A 16,855-nucleotide genomic window follows, 5' to 3' on the forward strand; every position below is an offset into this window, starting at 1 on the left:
CCCAGCGTGACTACGTCGCAAACGGCGACTACCTGATCACGCAGGTCGACGCAACTGGTGTTTACGGCTACCTGCAGTCCGGCGGTGAACTGAACACCGGCCAGGGTCTCTCGCTCAACTACACGCGACAGAACACCGGTCCGTTCGACAATCCGGAATCATTCAACCTCTCCGATGTTGGTCCCAGTAACTACACCATCTACGAGGACGCTGATTCTGGATCGTTCTACGTGATCTTCGACACCTCAGACGTCAGTCAGTTTGACGGTGGCGAAGCGTGGAACGCCGAATTCAAGATCGATAGCGGTAACGAGTTCATCGACAACGACGAAGACCCAGAGACGGTCGACACTGACTTCGACGTTGAAACCCCTGAACTCGAACTGGTCGGCAACTACAACGATGACGACCGACTGGAGATCTCGAACAGCGCAGAATCCGAGATCACTGCAGAAACGAACGTCGCGCCCGGCACGACCGGCAGCTATTACATCCGCTTCCAGACGGAAGTCTACGAAGCAGAGGGCACCGTTGGAGACGACGGCATGATCTCCGAATCGTTCGACTTCAGCGACCGTTCTGAAGGCGATGAACTCAAAACAGTTCGTGTTCGAACGACTCTCGCCGAGGACGCACCCAGCGGTATCATCGTCCCTGCTGAAGCCGAACCACAGCCTGACATCTCCGTCGAGGGTGAACTCTCATCCTCTGAGGTTCAGGTTGGCGAAGACGCCACGCTCACCGTGACCGTCACGAACGACGGCGACGCCGAGGGTACTGTCAACTTCACTGTCACGATGGGCGACGATACCGTTGTTCAGGAAGAGATCACTGTTGAAGCCGGTGGCACGCACGAAGTCAGCGAAGACTTCGACACCAGCTCCGCAGGCGACATCAGCTGGAGTACCTCCGCTGGCGACGCCAGTGACTCTGGTACGCTGACCGTCAACGAGTCCGACGGCTCCGACGGTTCCGACGGTAGTGACGGATCCGACGGCTCCGACGGTTCCGACGGTAGTGACGGATCCGACGGCTCCGACGGTTCCGACGGTAGTGACGGATCCGACGGCTCCGACGGTTCCGACGGTAGTGACGGATCCGACGGCTCCGACGGTTCCGACGGTAGTGACGGATCCGACGGTGACGACGGCTCCGATGGAGACGACAGTGACGATGGCACGCCCGGCTTCGGTGTCGGCGTCGCTCTCGTCGCACTCCTCGGTGCGGCCATGCTGGCCCTCCGACGTCAGAACTAAGCTGTAGAACTACCGGCTTCCGCCGGCCCTAATTTCCGCGGTTTCTTTTATCGGACGCTATACCTACCAGCGACAGCACTCGAGGCTGACAGGCGAGACGGAACAGATACAGTCGCGAAACCCCAAGGCCGTTCTATCGTGACCTCACTCTACGACCAGCTTGCTGAGCGCCCCCAAACGAAAATCAACGTTGGAGGGTTATCCTACGACGAACGAGCCGATCTCCGCCAAATCAAAGTCACGCAGTCAACAGATCTGACAAATAGTGGCGGTGCAGGACGGTTTACGACCGTCTATTACCTCGAGGGCGATGAGCGCCAAGCAGCGGGCGTATTCGTCGAAACGAACCGTTCGCAACTCGAGGGAATCGATTTCTCAAAGAAAAACGTCGTCCAGCGCGGCGTCGAACGCGAAGTGTATGACTGGATCCTGCACACACTCGGAAAGCGTGAACTGGAGAAATACGACTCAGTCGTTCGGGAAGTACGACCAGACGAAAACGTGACGTGGGTGATCAGCCGCGATCATTTCGACGCCTATCCGATGCGTCGGTACTCAGTCGGCGAAACGCCGTCTGTACGTATTGATGGGACATCGCTTCGAAAGCTCTACGACGGCTTTGGCAAAGTGATCATGGCAGCCGACCTCGAGGGGTATGATACTGTAGAAGGGGATGTTCGCTACGTTCTCGAGTACTACCGTGTAGCCGACGGGTTTGCATGCGATCCCATCACCCACGAGGGAGAGATGGCGATTGAAAAACGTGGCAGCTGACGCTATCTCTGCAACTATATCTCTAAATGTTATTGAGCTGCTGGCGAACTGAGGATCAGAAGAGACACTTGTTTGCGAATGTCTTGGACGGTCTTGCTGATGGACTGACTCGAGGCCAACTGCGGCATCCAGCGTCAAACCTCCTGTCCATCTCGTCGCGGGGTCACCGAGGCCATCGCGCACTCGAGATTGGATAGCTATCGCTCGACGTCTGATCGCCTCGAGAATACCTCAAAAGGCCGCCCGGATGGGCACAGAGGGATGGCCGCCGGGCGGAATAAGGACAAGGTCCAATGGGTTGGGTGCTGATTGGATCGTGTCGCGCAGGGGAACGCGACAGTGAATGTGTTCATCCCGTCCTATATCAATCCCGCCTCGATTCTAAGTGCGTTAGAATCGCTCCACTGGTTCCTTTGAAATTACACCCGCTCACTGTTCGAGGACAACTGGCTCTTGATCTGGCGGACCGTCTCATCCACCCGGGCCCGATCGCCGAGGCGCAACTGGAGCCCCTGCGGCGAATCCTGGAGCTCGTAGATCGCCATCGTGTCGGCGGGGACGTCCTCGAGGCGGAGTTCCTCGACGAGCGAGAGGTCCACCGGGATCGACGGCGGCAGGGAGACATCGGCCTCCGCCGGGCTTCCGACCCCTTGTCGACGATCACTTTCGCAGCCTGCGCGCATCCGCGCTCGGTCGTCAACTGCGGGATAGTCTCGACGTGCTCCTCGCGCGGGTCACCATCGAAGTGCCCGGTCGAGAACGATCCGATGACCTTGTACTCGTAGTCGATCAGGCAGTCGGTGCCGTCCGGAATCGTCCCGTCGGCAAGCACTGTGATGGTCAGGTTGTTCCGGTCGAGCTCGTAGTCACTGCTTCGAGAGTAGACGTTGCCGTTGACGTCGACGACGCGGTCACTCCCGGGGACGAGGGTAGCCGCGTCGGCGTCGATCGGAGCGCCCAGGTCGACGGCTGTGCCGACGTCGGCGGTGAACTCCTCTTCGCGGACGGGCTGTGCACCGCCTTTGACGATCGCTCGCTGGATGTTCGGCGCGACCTTGCGAACAGAGTAATCGACGATCTCGAGGTCCTGGTCGGACGTCCGCTGACCGGGACGGGTCCACTCGATCGCCATCGATCCCGCGGCGTCGTCCCACGAGACCTCCATGATCGAGTTTGTATCCTCGGCGATGGTCGCAAGGACAGCGCCCAGGTCGTCGTTGTAGATCTGGTCGATCACCAGCGGTGTGTCGTCGAGCGTCGCGCTCAGTGTGTAGCTGCTGACCGTCTGCCCCTTGAAGGCGGTCCGCGGGAAGGCGTCCCGTGTGCCGTAGCGGCCGAGCGTGAGCTGGGCTTGGATCATCGCCCCGAGGTCTGCCCACTCGTGACTGACCATCTCGTTGTTGGACGCTGTCTGGAAGGATCCCCCAGAGGCGTTCCGGATGCCGACCTGCTGGCCATCGGTAGTGTCGTCGAAGTCGGCCGTGAGCTCGCCGGCGACCACCGAGAACCGGGATAAGGTCTACGCTGAGAAGACAGCTGACGCGGTCGACGAGGAGTCCGCTACCAGCGTCGACAACTGGGAGATCAATGACGGAACGTTCCACCTGCATTTCACACACACCGGAAGTGCGGAACGCGCACTGCAGATCGTCGCTGGCGCGTACGCTGGAAACGTTGACAACGGCTTCGGTCTACCGCTGACGGGCTACGGATCAGACGGTGCAAAGGACACCCTGTACTTCCAGATCGAAGCCGACTGGGGCCAGCAGTTCATGGACGACGAGCTCTCCGAGTCGGAATACCTTGACCGAATCAACGAGACGATGGGGTGATCGTGAAGTCACATCTGCTCGTTGTTGCGCTTCGTCCGGTCGTTGACCTCGACGGCGCCGTCATGCACGCTGATTCGCAGCCGACACCTTATCCTCGATCCGTTTAACCGACTCCTTCCTCGTCGATCGAGAGCCGAGAGAGAGTGATATTGTCTCTGCCGACGGGTTGGCCTCGTAAATCGACATGGCCTCTCCAGGAATCTCGTCGATATCCAGTGCCTCGAGGAGCCCGCCGACGCGGTCACCGGACGGGATCTCGACATCGGCCTCCCAGCGCGGCGTCGACGTCGTATCGACGATCAGCTTCGCTGCGAGTTCGCAGCCGCGTTGGGTCGTGATCCCGTTGATGGTCTCCGTTCGGTCGTAACGGCGATCACCACTGTAGGCATCGTCCTCGTACGAGCCGCTGACCTTGAAGTCATACTCGACCTCAAGCGACTGCCCTGCCGAGATTGCGCCGGACGACATCGCCGTGATCTCGCCGATTGTGTTCGAGATCTTGTAGTCGCGGAGGTACTCATAACTATCGCCGGTGTCGGCGTCCCGAACCGCCTCCGTACCGGGGACAAGACTGTCCTCCTCAAGGGCAACGGCACTGCCGAGAGTGGCATCGATGGTGTCGCGCGTACCCCGCGCACCTCCCTTGACCGTACACCGGAGTGTTCGGTCGCCGCGCTTCGTGACACTGTAAGAGGACAGCGAGAGGTCGCGGTCGCTCGTGCGCTGGCCGGCCTGGGCCCAGTGGATGACCGTCTGGCCGCCGTCTTGACGAACCTCGAACAGCGAGTCGGAGCGGTCGGCGACGTCGGTCAGGACGTCTAGCAGGTTGCCGTCCCAGCTGTTGTTGATAACCAGCGGCGTGTCGTCGCCGTCGAACCGTAGCTCGAAGTCCTCGAGGCGCTGGGGCGCGTAGCCGTTCCGGGGAGACTCTCCGTCTCGAGTTCCGTTGGGTTCGTACGCACCGACGGATATCCGCAGGCGGAGGTTCGCGCCGAGCTCGGTGAACGACGCCGAGAGTGAGTGTGTGTTCGCTGTCTCACTCCACGAACGGCCGCTGTCGTTCGAGATCGCCATCGCTTGGTTGCCCGTCGTATCGTTCCACGTTGTGTTGCCGTAGCCCGTCTTGACCGAGTAAATCGTCGAGAAGTCACTGGTCTCGATCGACGCGCCCGCAGGATGGAGCCAGAACCCACCCGGCGACCCGTCAAGATGCCCGCCGGATTGGTGAAGCGAGTTGTCCCAGCTCTCATTGTGGTAGCGGCGGTCGAACAGACAGACGAGATCGACGAGCGACCCGTCGGTGCTATTCTGCAGCCCCTCGACGCGGATGTAATAGTCGCCGGCGACAAGATCGCCACCGCTCCATGCAGTGCCGAAGTTCGTGTCCTCGAAGTCCCATACCGGGCCGAAGGCCTGGCCGCCGGTGTTGAAGTCGACCGCGCCGATCTCCGTTCCATCGCTATTGTCGTGGATACTAACGCGGACGTCCGACGGATCCGATCCACCCTTCCACCGGATCGCGATCCCGACGTCGTCCTTGAGGATGTCATGTTTCAGAGTGAACGATGGGTATTCCGCGTAGTCAGAGCCGCCGTCGAACAACCGCCCATCCCCGTCTGAGAGCTCGGCGTCGCTTTCGATACCGGTGCTTGTGTCGATAGCTGGGTCGGCGGCCGCAGCATCGTGGGGGAAGAGCGTCTGCGTCACCTCGATGCCGCCGTTAGACACAATGAACGGATCCGAACTGGTTGGGGAAAACGCGTTCGAGAGTTCGGCATCCGCGCTCGCCTCGTGGAGCAGCTGATCTGTGACCTCCTCGACAACCGGCGTGTCGACGACCGCCGCGTAGTCCGTCTCGGTCGTGATGAGCCCGTCGGCAAGCGTGTGCGCCGCCTCCTGGACAACATCGCGTTCGACGCGCCGCTGGAGTTGCGTGCCGCCGATTCCGGCCAGTTCCGTCTGGCCGGAATCGAGGACGACGTCTTCGAGCTCGTCGATCGGCTGCCGGTCGCCGTCCTTCCAGACGCGCATCGACGCGCCCTCGTAGGCTTCGAGTGTGTAGGCCTCGTCCGGTGGGACCGGGATCCGAACCCGCGGGAGGTCGTTGACTCGGGGCTCGAGGCGGGCACCGTCGAGGACCTGCGGCGTGATCGTGGTACCGCTCGGGTGATCAATCTCGACGTGCCAGCCACTCGATCCCGTCGGCGACTGGGCGAGGCCGGCGTCAGCGGTCTCGACGCTACTGCTGACTGCGCTATCGGCGTACTGCCACTGCGTGAGGGTTCGCACGTAGTATTCGTATGGTCGGACCGGGGCGACTCCACTATCAGTGTACGATGCTGCGTCTGAAGCAGCATTCCCAACAAGATCCCAGCCCGCGCCGTCGTACTCGTAGTCAGCACGTCGACGATAGATCTGATGAGAGCCACGGAAGTCGTTATTGATCGTCCACTGGACGTCCAGCGAGGTCTCGGCGATGTTCGCGAAGGTGATCGGACCCGACGCAATGAGTTTCGTAATCTCCTCTGCCGCGATCCATGTTCCGTTGACGTAGGCCGTCTGCGTTCGGATCCGGACCGAGTATTGCTCGCCACCGAGGATATTATCGATCGTGTGCTGATACGTCCCGTCCCACGGAACCGTTGTCTCGAGTTCGTAGGGCGGATGATCTCCGTCTGGATCGTCGTCGCGGAGTTCAACCCGGAATTCGCCGTTATTGAGGCCAGCGCTCCAGTTCGCGATCAGCGATTCGGCGTTGCTCGCATCAAGTGCGAATGAGGAGACATCCGGTAGGTTGGTGGTGAATGTTACTGGCATTATTGATCCTCTCTTGCGAAGGTGTGGTCAGTGAACGTCTCGATCGTCGCCCCATAAAGCATCCCATCGAGGAGTTCACCGGTCTGGGCTGTGGCCGTCTCCCCCTCAGCAACAGGAGCGATATCGGAACCAGTTTGGCTATACCCCCCCGCGTCGTCTTCGCGAACCAGGATCCGGTAGCCATCGGCGTTGTTCGATGGATCAGTCCACGAGAGAGTAGCGACTCGTCCATCAACCGAGCCGACAGTAAGGTTCGTCGCTGGGGGGATCGGGGTTATATCGGACGCTTCGTTCGACGGGCCAGATTCCGCTGTACCTGCATTACCGGTTTTATATGACGTGACGGCGTAGTAATACGCTTCCCCGTCGAGAACTTCTGTATCAGTGAGCGTCGTCGTGCTGAGATCGGTAATTCGATTCCCTTCGTTAACCTCGACAGGGGACGATGTATCCCGGTAGACTCGGTATCCATCAGCGTCTGAAACCGAATCCCAGTTGAGGTTGATCTCACGAACGGCAACAGCAGAAGCTGAAAGGTTCGTCGGAACCGCTGGGGGTTCAGTGTACGTGATGACGACATCTCCATCACCAGCGATCGCCCCAGTCGTGTCAGATACCAGCGTGGCGTCTTGAACGATCCACGACGATCCTGCTCCCCCACCGCCACCACCACCAGTGGACCCATCTGCACCGCCACCACCGCCGCCGTAGTAACCGCCACCCCCACCAGCGCCGGTTGCACCGGAGTCGCTGGATCCAGCGCCGCCGTTCGGACCACTTCCGCTTTCACCGTCCCCGCCAAACCTCCCGGAACCGCCTGATCCGGGCGAAGACTGGGTTGCACCGTATCCGCCCCCACCCGCGCCAGTTCCATCGGTTGCATTCTCGCCAGCAGTTGCTGTTCCATCACCCCCGTCACCACCAGACTCACCGCTGTATGCACCAGCAGCACCACCGCCACCTGCTGCAACCGCGACACGGTCCGAAAGACTGGTTCCGGTTCGAATTTCGGTTTGTCCGCCACCGCCACCAGCGTTGTAAGTGCTGTCCCCCCCGTTGCCCCCGCCGGGCCAGCCACCGGATCGGCCGTTGGCCCCCCCGCCGACATGGATGTACAGCGTTTGACCGGGTGAAACCGGAATATCAACCTCGATCTCCGCCCCGTTGCCCGGGGAACCAGCTTCACCGGCACTACTCTCCGGGGGATCGCCGCCGCCCCCGCGGATAACTGCGCGGACCTGTTCGACGTTGGGAACATCCCACTGTTGGACGGCTCCGGTGTAATTGAACGTCTTAGTCGCCATTTATCGTCGCACCTCCTTCCTCGAGACGAGCGCCTTCTCAGCCTGCGGATCGACGATCGACGTCGACGCGATCGGACTGAGCCAGTTCTCGAGATCCGTCGGGACCGGCCCCGTCTCGTTTTCGGGCAGCGCGAACAGGACGTCCTCGCCTCCTCGAGCGAGGATCGCGTTCAGCGCGAACAACTCGCCGGCAACGTCGAAGGTCAGCTGGGCCAGAACCCGAGCCATCGCGACCGCCTCGAGGTCGACGTCGAACAGCGTGACCGTCGACGGCTGATCTGCCTCGAGACCGACCGTCGTCCAGGCGTCGGTCCCGGAGTCCCATGTCTCTGCCTCGATCGAGCCGGCGGCCTCGTCGAGATGGAGGCGGATGAGGCCAGTGTCGATGACGAGCTCGTGACCGATACCGCTCTTAGGTGAGAAAATTCGAGACCAGTCCTCCATAGCCTCCGACCTCTGGGTATCGAAAAGCTGGACGTCTACATCTCCGTCGACTTCATAGTCGAACTCGTAGAGCAGCGCAGGTGGACCCTCGTCGAATGGTGGCGGTGCATACCAGGGGGCATCGGTGAGGTCATAGATGTCGATGTCGCCGAGCTCGGCGCTGCGGGTCTCGATGGGCGATGCCAGAACTCGAGTGCCGTCTCCATCGGCGTTGTACCACTGAACCTTGCTGGCGGCCGCTGGGACGCCGACGTGTGCCGTGAGGTCGGTCCCCCACGCGTCGCGGTCCAGTTGGCCTGGCGTCGTCTTGAGGATTCGGTAGTGAGACCCATCTGTACCGACGCGTGACAGCGTGAGTGGTACGATATGATTGTCATCACCATCGTCCTGCGAGAGGCGAACTTCACGGTCGACGGAACTGGCGGCGTAGTATCCCTCAAGGTCGGGCTGGGCTGGGATACTAACTGCGACGGGGCTAAACGCTGGTTGAGAGAGGTGATTCTCGGCTTCAGAAGCCCGGACCCGCCCCTTGGGACCGGAGCAGTTGATCGTAAATTCGATCGTTGGTGTCGGACCAGAGAGCATGGTTGCCGAGCCGCGATCGTCGAGGGAAGTCTGTTCAGCCACGTCGGGGCTGGCTCCAACATCAATCGCGCCGATTTGGTCGTCGTCGAACTCGAGTATGTGTAGTTTCATGGGCCTGTATCAAGCGTGTCATCGACGACGGCTTCAGCACGCTCGTCGATGAGATTATTAAGCTCACGACTGTTGATGCCTAACTCAACCTGGAGACGAAGCGTTTCGATAGTTTTCCGGAGTTGGTCGTGTTTCTCGAGGAGAGTGTCAAACTTGGTTACGAGTTTGCTCTCGCTTTCGCTCTCACTCTCGCTACTATACTTGGACTCAGCAAGCATTTTCTCAACCTCCGAGCCGGAGACCCCCGCTTGACCAGATTCGACTGATTCCATTTCCAGGGCGGAGCTGCCAGGTGAGAACTGACTACTCCCGCTGCTACCACCCCGGGATTGCTCGGATCGGTTGACGATCCGGTTGAACTCCTCTTCAGAAACACCGAGCGTGTCTGGATCGACAGAACCCTCCTGTTCGAGAACGGTGTCATAGAGATTATCCGTCATCTCTATGTCGTGCCCTGCTTCCCGATCCTCAGCGATCTTCTCAGGGTCGTCTGTAAACCCATCAACCCCGCTAAGAAGCGCGTTTTCAATCTCGTCAGTCACCTCCGCCTTAACGGGCTCAACTTCTGCGGAACCGTTGAATCCTGAACTGAAGTCTTCCCCAGCCTGTTGACCTTGGTTTTCCCATCCACTTCCGTCCTTTTTGAATTCTTCAGGGTCTGGTGGATCTGGATCATCCGGACTTTCGATCTCTGGACCGCTCTCTCCATCGCCGCCGATGCCCGGGATCTTCTCGATATACTTCATCAACCAGTCGACCTTGTCACCGATCCAGTCGAAGACCTGGCCGGTGATATCTTGGATCCCGAAGAGGTTCTCCGACCAGCCCTTATAGAGCCATGCAAGAGGCCCGAGAAGTGCGATAAGCCAGTTGGGTGCAGCGTCGAACCATTCTTTGACAGCGGAGAGCGCTTCTGTGGTCTTATCTCTAATTCCAAAGATGTTGTTGGTGAATGCATAATACAACCCGGCAACAGCAGCCACCAACGCACCGATGGCGAGAATGATGGCCCATATCGGGACCGTAATCGGGCCGAGGGCTACGTTCGCGGCTATAGCTGACGGGACGACTCCGCCAGACAGGGCCGCAGATAAGCCCCAGGACGTTCCTGTGAGAACTCCGTAAGCGCCAGACAGAGCAACAATCGACTGTGCAAGCATCCCTGTGATCATGAGGACAGGACCAAGTGCTGCAAGTAGCCCAGCAGCGACGATGATCACTTTTTGCTGGCCGTCGCTCAGCCCCTGGAATGACTCAGATGCACCTTTGACGTATCCGGTCAAGGATGAGAGCATCGGGAGTAGCTGCGCCCCGATGGTGATTCCGACGTCCTTGAGATTTGATTTGGCAATGGACATTTCAGCGTTCAGGGTCTCGCGCTGTGTTGTCGCCATGTCTTCCGTCGCCCCCTCTGCCTCTCGAAGGCGCTCGGTATTTTCCTGAAGTGCGGAGCTGCCCTCTTGCATGAGTGCTGCCATCGCAGGTCCGGCTTCGGTCCCGAAGACCGAGGCAGCGTCCCCGGCCTCAACACCGGCTTCCTCCATGTTCGCGAGGACTTGCGTGAGGGACAAGATGTTACCCTGCGAGTCGCGTGTTGCAACCCCCATTCCCTCGAGTTTCTTGGTGACTGTGGAACCCTCGTCAGAGATCTGGGACATAACGTTCCGGAGGGCGGTCCCGGCACGTTCGCCCTGGATACCAACGTCCCCCATCTGCCCGATCGCGGCAGACGTCTCTTCGATCGAGAAGCCGAGTGAGGAGGCAACAGGCGCGACTTTACTCATCGCCGAGCTCATATCCTGCATCGTCTGGTTATGGTTGCTGACCGTGGCTGTGAGAGTGTCCGTCACCTCGGTCATTTCGTCGGCTTCATACCCAAACGCGGACATGACGTTCGTAGCCGTATCCGTCGCCTGAGCCATATCCATCTGCCCAGCTTCGGCGAATGCAGCCACTTGTGGCATCGCTGCCATCGACTCCTGCGCGTCGAGGCCCGCTGATGCGAGGAAGTAGTACGATTGAGCGGCCTGGTCTGCACTGTGGGTGGTTGTATTCGCGACCTCCCGAGCCGTTTGCTCGAGGTCTTCGCGCATCGAGCCGGAGACGTCGCCCATCACCGCGATGGACTTCTGCATGTTCTGGTCGAAGCTCGCTGCTGTACGGGCAGAGAGCGCCCCCATCGCCATCAGTGGGGCCGTGATCCCCGCCGTCATCGTCTTCCCAGCGGATGTCAGCTTCTTCCCCGTCTTCTGAGCCTGGCCCTGGAGGCCATCCAAATCGTTCTGTGCATCCTCCACTCCCGAACGGAACCCCGATTGATCGAGGTTCAGCACGGCTGTCAGTGTTGAAATCGTGGGCATGTGCTAATCACTCATTTTACGTTTATCGAAAGAATGGCTCAAAATTGGAGTTTGTCGCCGAGTTGCTGCTGGTTCTCTTGGTGTTCTTTATATCGATGGATCCAGAACGCCTTCTGAGGTTCATCGAGATCTTCGAAGAACTCGCCCGGACGGATGTGTTGTTCCCGATTGAGCCAATCTAGGAATCGTCCGACATGAGACTCTGCAACATCTCGAGCTGCTGAGATTGAGCCTCTCCCTCGCCAAGCGCCATAAAATCCTGATAGAGCTCACCCACTTCGTCGTCAGTGAATCCGAGCCCATCACGCCAGACAGCAGCGTCTTGGAACGACGGATCAACGGCATGGTCGGACAGTGTCGCCTCCATCTGATCGAGTCCGACCTGAGCCTCCTGGAGCAACTCGAACAGATCAGCGCCCGACTGTGCGCCTTCGAGGACGCGCTGTTGTCGGTCCTCGAATTCCTTCTGAGTCTCTGGGTCCGGGTAGAGGAACTCGATCTCCACGCCGTGGCGCTCGATCGTGAAGGTGTCCCGGGAACGGGCGTCGAACAGCTCTTGCGCCTGGCCGTAGACCTCGACCTTCTGCTGTTTCTCCTCTTGGACTTCGTCGCGGGCCTGCTCGAGCAGCTCTTCGCGTTCGTCGGGGTTCGTGACTGTTGCGGTCGTCATGATTACTCGAGTTGGATCTCCGTTTTGGCGATCTTCGTCTCGGACGAGAACTCAGCTGTAACCTCGACCCGATACGTCCCGGTTCCAGCTCCAGTAGTGTCCCAGACGTACTCGAACTCGCCGGTCGCTTGGTTGGTCATCGACGTCGCCGAGACGACCTCTGTCTCATCGGCGGTATCGACGATCGTGACATCAGCGTCCGGATCGCCCGAACTGTCCTGATCATCGGGATCGGTAGCGTTGCCGCCCGAGTCTTCGTAGCTGATCGTGAGCGGTACGTCCTCGCCTTCGTATGCGGTCATCATGCGCTTTCACCTGGTCTGTGGATGTCCAGCGTCGCGGTCACGCGGCCTGCTGCCTCACGGCTGATCGTTGTCGAGGGAGCGCCGTTCGTGACCGTAGCTTTGACCCGGCCAGTCCGCTCCCTATCGATCGTCGCGTCAGGCATCTATCTACGCCTCGGTGTAGTCCATGAAGATGTCCCCGTGGATCCAGCCCTCGATCCCTGCAGTGGCGAAGTCCGAGGGGTACGTGACCCCATCGGGCATGTGCCATTCGACCTCGTCGTACCGGTGGACGAGTGCGGGATCGGTGTCCTCCTCGTCCTCGTAGACGCGGAGGAAGCAGGCATCCCACGTCCGACTCTCCGCGTCGAACTGCAGTTTGCCGTCGTTGTCTGGATCGATGAGGCCGATCTCCTCGAGCGTCTCCATCGAGGGTTCGATGAACGAGGACAGCGAAACCGCAGCCTCGTTGTACGTCCTCGAGCGGATTCGGCGGCGATCGGCATGGCCGTCTGCCGTGGCCGAATCCTCGTCGACCGTCATCTCGACATCGTCAGTCGTGAAACTCAGCGTCGTCTTCGTGGCGGTTCCATCGGGATCGGTAACTTTGACGATCTCGACGAACGCGCCGGTAAGTGTGTTCGTTGCCATTTGAATGGTCTCCGTCTGATTAGTTGTCTGTCTGTGCGACGCTCAGCAACCAGTCTTCGCTGATCGTCAACGACCCATCGTCATCTTCTCGCGGCACTGGCGAGCCCTCCGATCCGCCAGGAGACCCGCCATCGACCGGGGCTGCCGTGTCCATCCGATCGCCGACCAGACCGAGCACTTCTGCGAGCTCGAGTTGGGCGAACGACCCAGCCTCTGCATCGACGTCTTTCCGCCATGCGAGGCGGCCGCCGACGTCGACCTGGATACGGAACGTCGACTGCTTCGTCTTGTGCTGGAACGACCCTGTCTCCGTCATCACGCCCGGAACGACGACCACGTTGAAGTCGTCCTCTGCCCCGACGGGATTCTCGAACGGGTCGCTGGTTTCGTTGGACAACTGGATCGCGTTCTGGCCGTGCGCTGTCGGGTTCAGGCCCTCCAATTTCGTGACCAGTGGATCGTACGATCGTAGGTCGGTCAGGACGTCCTCGAGCGTCTTCCGGAGGTCCTGATCGGTCATCGTTTCGCACTCCGTACGGCCTTGTAGACCGCTTCGATCACTTTGGGCTCGTACCGACGCAGGGTCGTATCAACCGCCGGCCGGAGGAACGGTTGCGCTTCCTGGTGGACTGTTCCGAACTCGACGAAGGGAGCGTACTCGGTATTCGTTCCGACAGTCGCCTTGACCGAGTCACGCTTCGACTCGACCTCGTGCTCGATCGAAGCCCGGAGGTTGCCCGTGTCGACGGCTACACGCCGGCGAGCATCGGCCTCTGTCTCGAGAGCGACTTTCTGAACAGCCGCCTCGAGCTCATCGTTCCCTTCTTCCAGGAGTGTGCCGAGACTATCATCCAAGTCCTCCGGCGCGAAGCCTGACTTGAAGTCGAAGTCCAACTCCATCAGGACACCTCCACCGGGTTCAGTAGGACGATCGCCGGCTCGGATCCATCCAGAAACTGTGGTTCGATGTTACGGGGCTCGAACGTTCCCTCGAGGCCGTCGATCTCGAGTGTATCATCCTCGCGGATGTTGATGGACCCCAAGTCGTTGACCGCGTCAACACCGTCGATGAAGACGACCGGTTCATCTTCGGAGCGCTCGCCCTGGAAGTCCCTCGCGAGACCTGCGCCGTTCGACTCGTACCGGATCCAGCCTTCGAAGACGGTGATGGTCTCCGTGACGGGTTTCGTACCGCCGTAGCCGTCGTCTTCCGTTCCAGTCTGACGGTCGCCGGTGATCGTCGCCTGATGGGTCTCGAAGCCAGACAGCCACCTCATCTGCCCTCACCTACGGTTTTGGAGAGGACGAACGGGTCTGTGGAGCCCTCGACTGTGGCGACAGCGACAATCTTTCTCAGACGGGGGAACGTGTACGTCTTCACGAAGATCGAGACAGTGATCCTGTCAGAGATCATCTCTTAGCCCCTCCAGTTTCTCAGCAGGCAGTCCCTCGAGGTGATCAACGATCTCGTCTCTGGGACTGTTTCCGTTGACCGTATCCGACTCGGCCCGTGCCGCCATCTTCTGGAGATCGCGGTAGTCCGCTGGTAGGTCGACGTCGACCTCGAGGTGAGGGTGATCGGCGAGGACGTCGGCCCGGCTTTCGGTGATCGGTCGGACTTGGACGCCCCGATCGAACGAGATGGATTCGCCGTCGACGACGAACTCTCGGTTCCGGTTCGGATCGAGAGTCTGCCGGATGCGCTTCTCGGCCATCGTGGATCAACTCCTCGTGTCCGGTACAGTGATCGATGCCGTCTTGTCTGTGGCACCGATTCCGAGCAGTTCATCCGTTGCACCGAGTCGACGCGCATCCGCACGGAGTTCGTCGACCATCGACTCCTCGTAGGATTTCCGGGCACTGCCGACCTTCTCGTTGGTAGTCGCCCGATCGAGCTTCGTCGCGATGTGGAGCGCTGCCAGCACGGCCTCGAGGTCAGTCCGAACCTGGTCACCGAGGCCAGCGACGCCGTCGTCGCGATTGATGTCGCGTGCCTTCCGATCGATGACCTTCTGGATCTTCTCGTCGGCCAGCTTCGTGTCGATCTCGAGGCGGACATCCGTCGGCGTAGCGGTGGACATCCGTCACCCCTCGAGTTCGTTCAGCCGGGCATCAATCGCGTCTTTCGCAGTCTCCCGATTCTTGCTCTCCTCTTCGGCCTTCTTGATCGCCTTGATCAGTTCCGGATCCTCGACGTCCTCGATGCGATCCTCGAGCTCGCCAACCGTGAGGTCCGCGGGGTGCGGATCGAGTTCGTCGACGTCCTCGGCCTCGTCACTGCCGTCGTCCTCGTCAGCGACGATCTCGAGCGTCCGCGGGTGACGTCCGACGATCCGCTCGGGAACCTCGAGCTCATCACCGCGAGTGTACTGCTCGCGATCGAATCGGAACTGTGCGCCGGCGACGCGGACTCGAACTGTCTGTTCACTCATCATGATCACTCTCCTCGAGGACGACCGGGAGGTTCGCGACTAGTTGATCCTCGCTTCCGACGCGTTCCTCGCGGACGTGAACGTCTCGGACAACGTCGTATCCTTCTGCGTCGAGGATGTCGATTACTTCTGCCAGATCGCCGAACGCTTCAGTGTCTGCCATCGAGACACCTCAGGCGTTGATGCCGGTGATCCGAGCGATGCCACGCACGCCGTCGGGGCTGCGGCGGATGAACGGCGTCCGGCTCGAGAGCGTCTTGTTACGCAGGCCGAAGCCGCCGTCGACCTCCCAGTTCGTGTTCGTGACGCCCTGCGCCACGACCATCTGGAAGTACCGCGGGTCGTTCAGCAGCAGGATCGCGCTGTCCGAGTCCAGGCGCGGCGCCGGGACGATGTTGAGGTACGGGTACTTCCGCTCGAGCCGCTCCATGATCGGCTCGTCGGTCGTGGAGGTTTCGTAGTCCTCACGGTCGACCTCGCCCCACAGCGCGCGGGGAACGAAGAGCCAGCCGCCGATCTCGGAGACCAGCGGGACATCGTCTTCGTCGATAACATCGGTCTGGTTCTCGACGGTGTCGTGGAGTTCCTTGAAGTCGGAGAGGATCTCGTTCGGGCTGTTGATCCAGCCGTTCGAGCCGCTGGTCTGCAGGACGAGGTCCTCGTCGGAGTCGAGCCCGGAGACCATGAGGGTACCGCGCTCGGTCGGGACCTCGCGGCCCTCGCCGTTCCAGAGCAGGCTGTGCTCCGAGCGGTTGAGCGCCCGGCGGGCCTCCTGACCGACGCTGGTGTCGAGATCGTCACCGAACTGCATCGCGTTCTGGACCTCGCGGCTGTCGAACTCGTAGTCGACGTGGTGAATCCAGAGCGGAACGCCGTGCAGCCCGTTGGCGGGCATCTCCTGCGTGCTGCGCGCACGAGCGTTCATCGTCCGGTCGGCCTCGAGTCGGCCGGCGCGAAGGCGGTCGAAGTACGCGTAGCGGAAGAGGCTCGCGTTGACACCGAAGCCGGCGCCGACCAGCTGGTCGATGACCGTCGACTGAACGAACTGGTCGTCGAGGATGGTCTCAGCGTACTCCTGCCACGAGTCGACCTGCATCGCCGAGTCGGCGGTCAGTTCCGCCGACGGCTGGTTGATCCCGACCGCCTGATCGAGATCGTTCCACGTGTCGGGCCCGATCGGCGACTGGGCGCGGATCTGCTTCCACGCCTGTTCGCGCTGCTTCTTGACCGGGTTGAACAGCGCTGTTTCGTGAAGACGCGAAGCGCCTTCGAACTCTTCGGCCATCTCCGGTTCGTGCTGCGTAACGTTGTCAGTAGTTGCCATGAATGAGTACC

20 protein-coding genes are annotated in these 16,855 nt (G+C 60.5%); 3 read left to right on the plus strand and 17 right to left on the minus strand.

Annotated features, from left to right (window positions below; translation table 11 throughout):
• Both AC0QDI_RS04530 and AC0QDI_RS04535 read left to right on the plus strand, forming a co-directional pair.
• Positions 1-1,256 (plus strand): BGTF surface domain-containing protein (locus AC0QDI_RS04530; RefSeq protein ID WP_474665676.1); only part of this gene is annotated, 1,256 nt, incomplete at its 5' end.
• A gap of 138 nt (positions 1,257-1,394) precedes the next feature.
• A complete protein-coding gene (locus AC0QDI_RS04535; RefSeq protein ID WP_474665678.1) occupies positions 1,395-2,030 on the plus strand; it encodes a hypothetical protein in 636 nt (211 codons plus the stop codon).
• Between the two features lie 364 nt (positions 2,031-2,394).
• Here the strand turns inward: AC0QDI_RS04535 and AC0QDI_RS04540 are convergent, their stop codons facing one another.
• Positions 2,395-3,531, minus strand: a complete 1,137-nt coding sequence (locus tag AC0QDI_RS04540; protein WP_474665680.1) for a hypothetical protein — start codon at positions 3,529-3,531, stop codon at positions 2,395-2,397.
• Here AC0QDI_RS04540 and AC0QDI_RS04545 point away from each other — a divergent pair.
• The gene (locus tag AC0QDI_RS04545; protein ID WP_474665682.1) at positions 3,512-3,862 is read left to right on the plus strand and encodes a DUF8159 domain-containing protein; all 351 of its coding nucleotides are present in this window, start codon (positions 3,512-3,514) and stop codon (positions 3,860-3,862) included. The genes AC0QDI_RS04540 and AC0QDI_RS04545 overlap by 20 nt on opposite strands.
• 60 nt (positions 3,863-3,922) lie before the next feature.
• Here the strand turns inward: AC0QDI_RS04545 and AC0QDI_RS04550 are convergent, their stop codons facing one another.
• The 16 genes from AC0QDI_RS04550 to AC0QDI_RS04625 form a co-directional block, all read right to left on the minus strand.
• Positions 3,923-6,679, minus strand: coding sequence for a fibronectin type III domain-containing protein (locus tag AC0QDI_RS04550; protein ID WP_474665684.1), 2,757 nt, complete (start codon positions 6,677-6,679; stop codon positions 3,923-3,925).
• Entirely contained in the window at positions 6,679-7,983 is a 1,305-nt protein-coding gene (locus AC0QDI_RS04555) for a glycine-rich protein (protein ID WP_474665686.1), read from the minus strand. The genes AC0QDI_RS04550 and AC0QDI_RS04555 overlap by 1 nt, the downstream gene beginning before the upstream one ends.
• Positions 7,984-9,123, minus strand: a complete 1,140-nt coding sequence (locus AC0QDI_RS04560; RefSeq protein ID WP_474665688.1) for a hypothetical protein — start codon at positions 9,121-9,123, stop codon at positions 7,984-7,986.
• Complete coding sequence (locus AC0QDI_RS04565; protein ID WP_474665690.1) at positions 9,120-11,483, minus strand: phage tail tape measure protein; 2,364 nt, start codon at positions 11,481-11,483, stop codon at positions 9,120-9,122. The genes AC0QDI_RS04560 and AC0QDI_RS04565 overlap by 4 nt, the downstream gene beginning before the upstream one ends.
• Before the next feature lie 178 nt (positions 11,484-11,661).
• Positions 11,662-12,153 carry a hypothetical protein gene (locus tag AC0QDI_RS04570; protein WP_474665692.1) on the minus strand — a complete coding sequence of 164 codons (492 nt, stop codon included), beginning with the start codon at positions 12,151-12,153 and terminating at the stop codon, positions 11,662-11,664.
• A gap of 2 nt (positions 12,154-12,155) precedes the next feature.
• The gene (locus tag AC0QDI_RS04575) at positions 12,156-12,455 is read right to left on the minus strand and encodes a hypothetical protein (protein WP_474665694.1); all 300 of its coding nucleotides are present in this window, start codon (positions 12,453-12,455) and stop codon (positions 12,156-12,158) included.
• A 150-nt stretch (positions 12,456-12,605) separates the two neighbouring features.
• Positions 12,606-13,088, minus strand: coding sequence for a hypothetical protein (locus AC0QDI_RS04580; RefSeq protein WP_474665696.1), 483 nt, complete (start codon positions 13,086-13,088; stop codon positions 12,606-12,608).
• A gap of 19 nt (positions 13,089-13,107) precedes the next feature.
• Entirely contained in the window at positions 13,108-13,608 is a 501-nt protein-coding gene (locus tag AC0QDI_RS04585; protein ID WP_474665698.1) for a hypothetical protein, read from the minus strand.
• Positions 13,605-13,988: an HK97-gp10 family putative phage morphogenesis protein gene (locus AC0QDI_RS04590; protein ID WP_474665700.1), complete on the minus strand. Its 384-nt coding sequence runs from the start codon at positions 13,986-13,988 to the stop codon at positions 13,605-13,607. Before AC0QDI_RS04590 ends, AC0QDI_RS04585 begins: the two co-directional genes overlap by 4 nt.
• On the minus strand, positions 13,988-14,365 hold the full coding sequence (locus AC0QDI_RS04595) for a hypothetical protein (RefSeq protein WP_474665702.1): 378 nt from the start codon (positions 14,363-14,365) through the stop codon (positions 13,988-13,990). The genes AC0QDI_RS04590 and AC0QDI_RS04595 overlap by 1 nt, the downstream gene beginning before the upstream one ends.
• Positions 14,362-14,502: a hypothetical protein gene (locus AC0QDI_RS04600; RefSeq protein ID WP_226040846.1), complete on the minus strand. Its 141-nt coding sequence runs from the start codon at positions 14,500-14,502 to the stop codon at positions 14,362-14,364. Before AC0QDI_RS04600 ends, AC0QDI_RS04595 begins: the two co-directional genes overlap by 4 nt.
• The gene (locus AC0QDI_RS04605; protein WP_474665704.1) at positions 14,492-14,803 is read right to left on the minus strand and encodes a hypothetical protein; all 312 of its coding nucleotides are present in this window, start codon (positions 14,801-14,803) and stop codon (positions 14,492-14,494) included. The genes AC0QDI_RS04600 and AC0QDI_RS04605 overlap by 11 nt, the downstream gene beginning before the upstream one ends.
• Positions 14,804-14,809: 6 nt before the next feature.
• Entirely contained in the window at positions 14,810-15,169 is a 360-nt protein-coding gene (locus tag AC0QDI_RS04610; protein ID WP_474665706.1) for a hypothetical protein, read from the minus strand.
• Between the two features lie 3 nt (positions 15,170-15,172).
• Positions 15,173-15,520 (minus strand): hypothetical protein, encoded by a 348-nt coding sequence (locus tag AC0QDI_RS04615; RefSeq protein ID WP_474665708.1) that lies wholly within the window; start codon positions 15,518-15,520, stop codon positions 15,173-15,175.
• Entirely contained in the window at positions 15,513-15,683 is a 171-nt protein-coding gene (locus AC0QDI_RS04620; RefSeq protein WP_474665710.1) for a hypothetical protein, read from the minus strand. The genes AC0QDI_RS04615 and AC0QDI_RS04620 overlap by 8 nt, the downstream gene beginning before the upstream one ends.
• Positions 15,684-15,692: 9 nt before the next feature.
• Positions 15,693-16,844, minus strand: coding sequence for a bacteriocin (locus AC0QDI_RS04625; protein WP_474665712.1), 1,152 nt, complete (start codon positions 16,842-16,844; stop codon positions 15,693-15,695).
• Positions 16,845-16,855: the final 11 nt, after the last annotated feature.

Source organism: Natrinema sp. LJW11, assembly GCF_056135975.1.

What these genes read in the sequence shown, in the direction of transcription:
- AC0QDI_RS04550 (WP_474665684.1), bottom strand. Translation starts at nt 6,679, where the DNA reads ATGCCAGTAACATTCACCACCAACCTACCGGATGTCTCCTCATTCGCA.
- AC0QDI_RS04555 (WP_474665686.1), bottom strand. Translation starts at nt 7,983, where the DNA reads ATGGCGACTAAGACGTTCAATTACACCGGAGCCGTCCAACAGTGGGAT.
- AC0QDI_RS04560 (WP_474665688.1), bottom strand. Translation starts at nt 9,123, where the DNA reads ATGAAACTACACATACTCGAGTTCGACGACGACCAAATCGGCGCGATT.
- AC0QDI_RS04565 (WP_474665690.1), bottom strand. Translation starts at nt 11,483, where the DNA reads ATGCCCACGATTTCAACACTGACAGCCGTGCTGAACCTCGATCAATCG.
- AC0QDI_RS04570 (WP_474665692.1), bottom strand. Translation starts at nt 12,153, where the DNA reads ATGACGACCGCAACAGTCACGAACCCCGACGAACGCGAAGAGCTGCTC.
- AC0QDI_RS04575 (WP_474665694.1), bottom strand. Translation starts at nt 12,455, where the DNA reads ATGACCGCATACGAAGGCGAGGACGTACCGCTCACGATCAGCTACGAA.
- AC0QDI_RS04580 (WP_474665696.1), bottom strand. Translation starts at nt 13,088, where the DNA reads ATGGCAACGAACACACTTACCGGCGCGTTCGTCGAGATCGTCAAAGTT.
- AC0QDI_RS04585 (WP_474665698.1), bottom strand. Translation starts at nt 13,608, where the DNA reads ATGACCGATCAGGACCTCCGGAAGACGCTCGAGGACGTCCTGACCGAC.
- AC0QDI_RS04590 (WP_474665700.1), bottom strand. Translation starts at nt 13,988, where the DNA reads ATGGAGTTGGACTTCGACTTCAAGTCAGGCTTCGCGCCGGAGGACTTG.
- AC0QDI_RS04595 (WP_474665702.1), bottom strand. Translation starts at nt 14,365, where the DNA reads ATGAGGTGGCTGTCTGGCTTCGAGACCCATCAGGCGACGATCACCGGC.
- AC0QDI_RS04600 (WP_226040846.1), bottom strand. Translation starts at nt 14,502, where the DNA reads ATGATCTCTGACAGGATCACTGTCTCGATCTTCGTGAAGACGTACACG.
- AC0QDI_RS04605 (WP_474665704.1), bottom strand. Translation starts at nt 14,803, where the DNA reads ATGGCCGAGAAGCGCATCCGGCAGACTCTCGATCCGAACCGGAACCGA.
- AC0QDI_RS04610 (WP_474665706.1), bottom strand. Translation starts at nt 15,169, where the DNA reads ATGTCCACCGCTACGCCGACGGATGTCCGCCTCGAGATCGACACGAAG.
- AC0QDI_RS04615 (WP_474665708.1), bottom strand. Translation starts at nt 15,520, where the DNA reads ATGAGTGAACAGACAGTTCGAGTCCGCGTCGCCGGCGCACAGTTCCGA.
- AC0QDI_RS04620 (WP_474665710.1), bottom strand. Translation starts at nt 15,683, where the DNA reads ATGGCAGACACTGAAGCGTTCGGCGATCTGGCAGAAGTAATCGACATC.
- AC0QDI_RS04625 (WP_474665712.1), bottom strand. Translation starts at nt 16,844, where the DNA reads ATGGCAACTACTGACAACGTTACGCAGCACGAACCGGAGATGGCCGAA.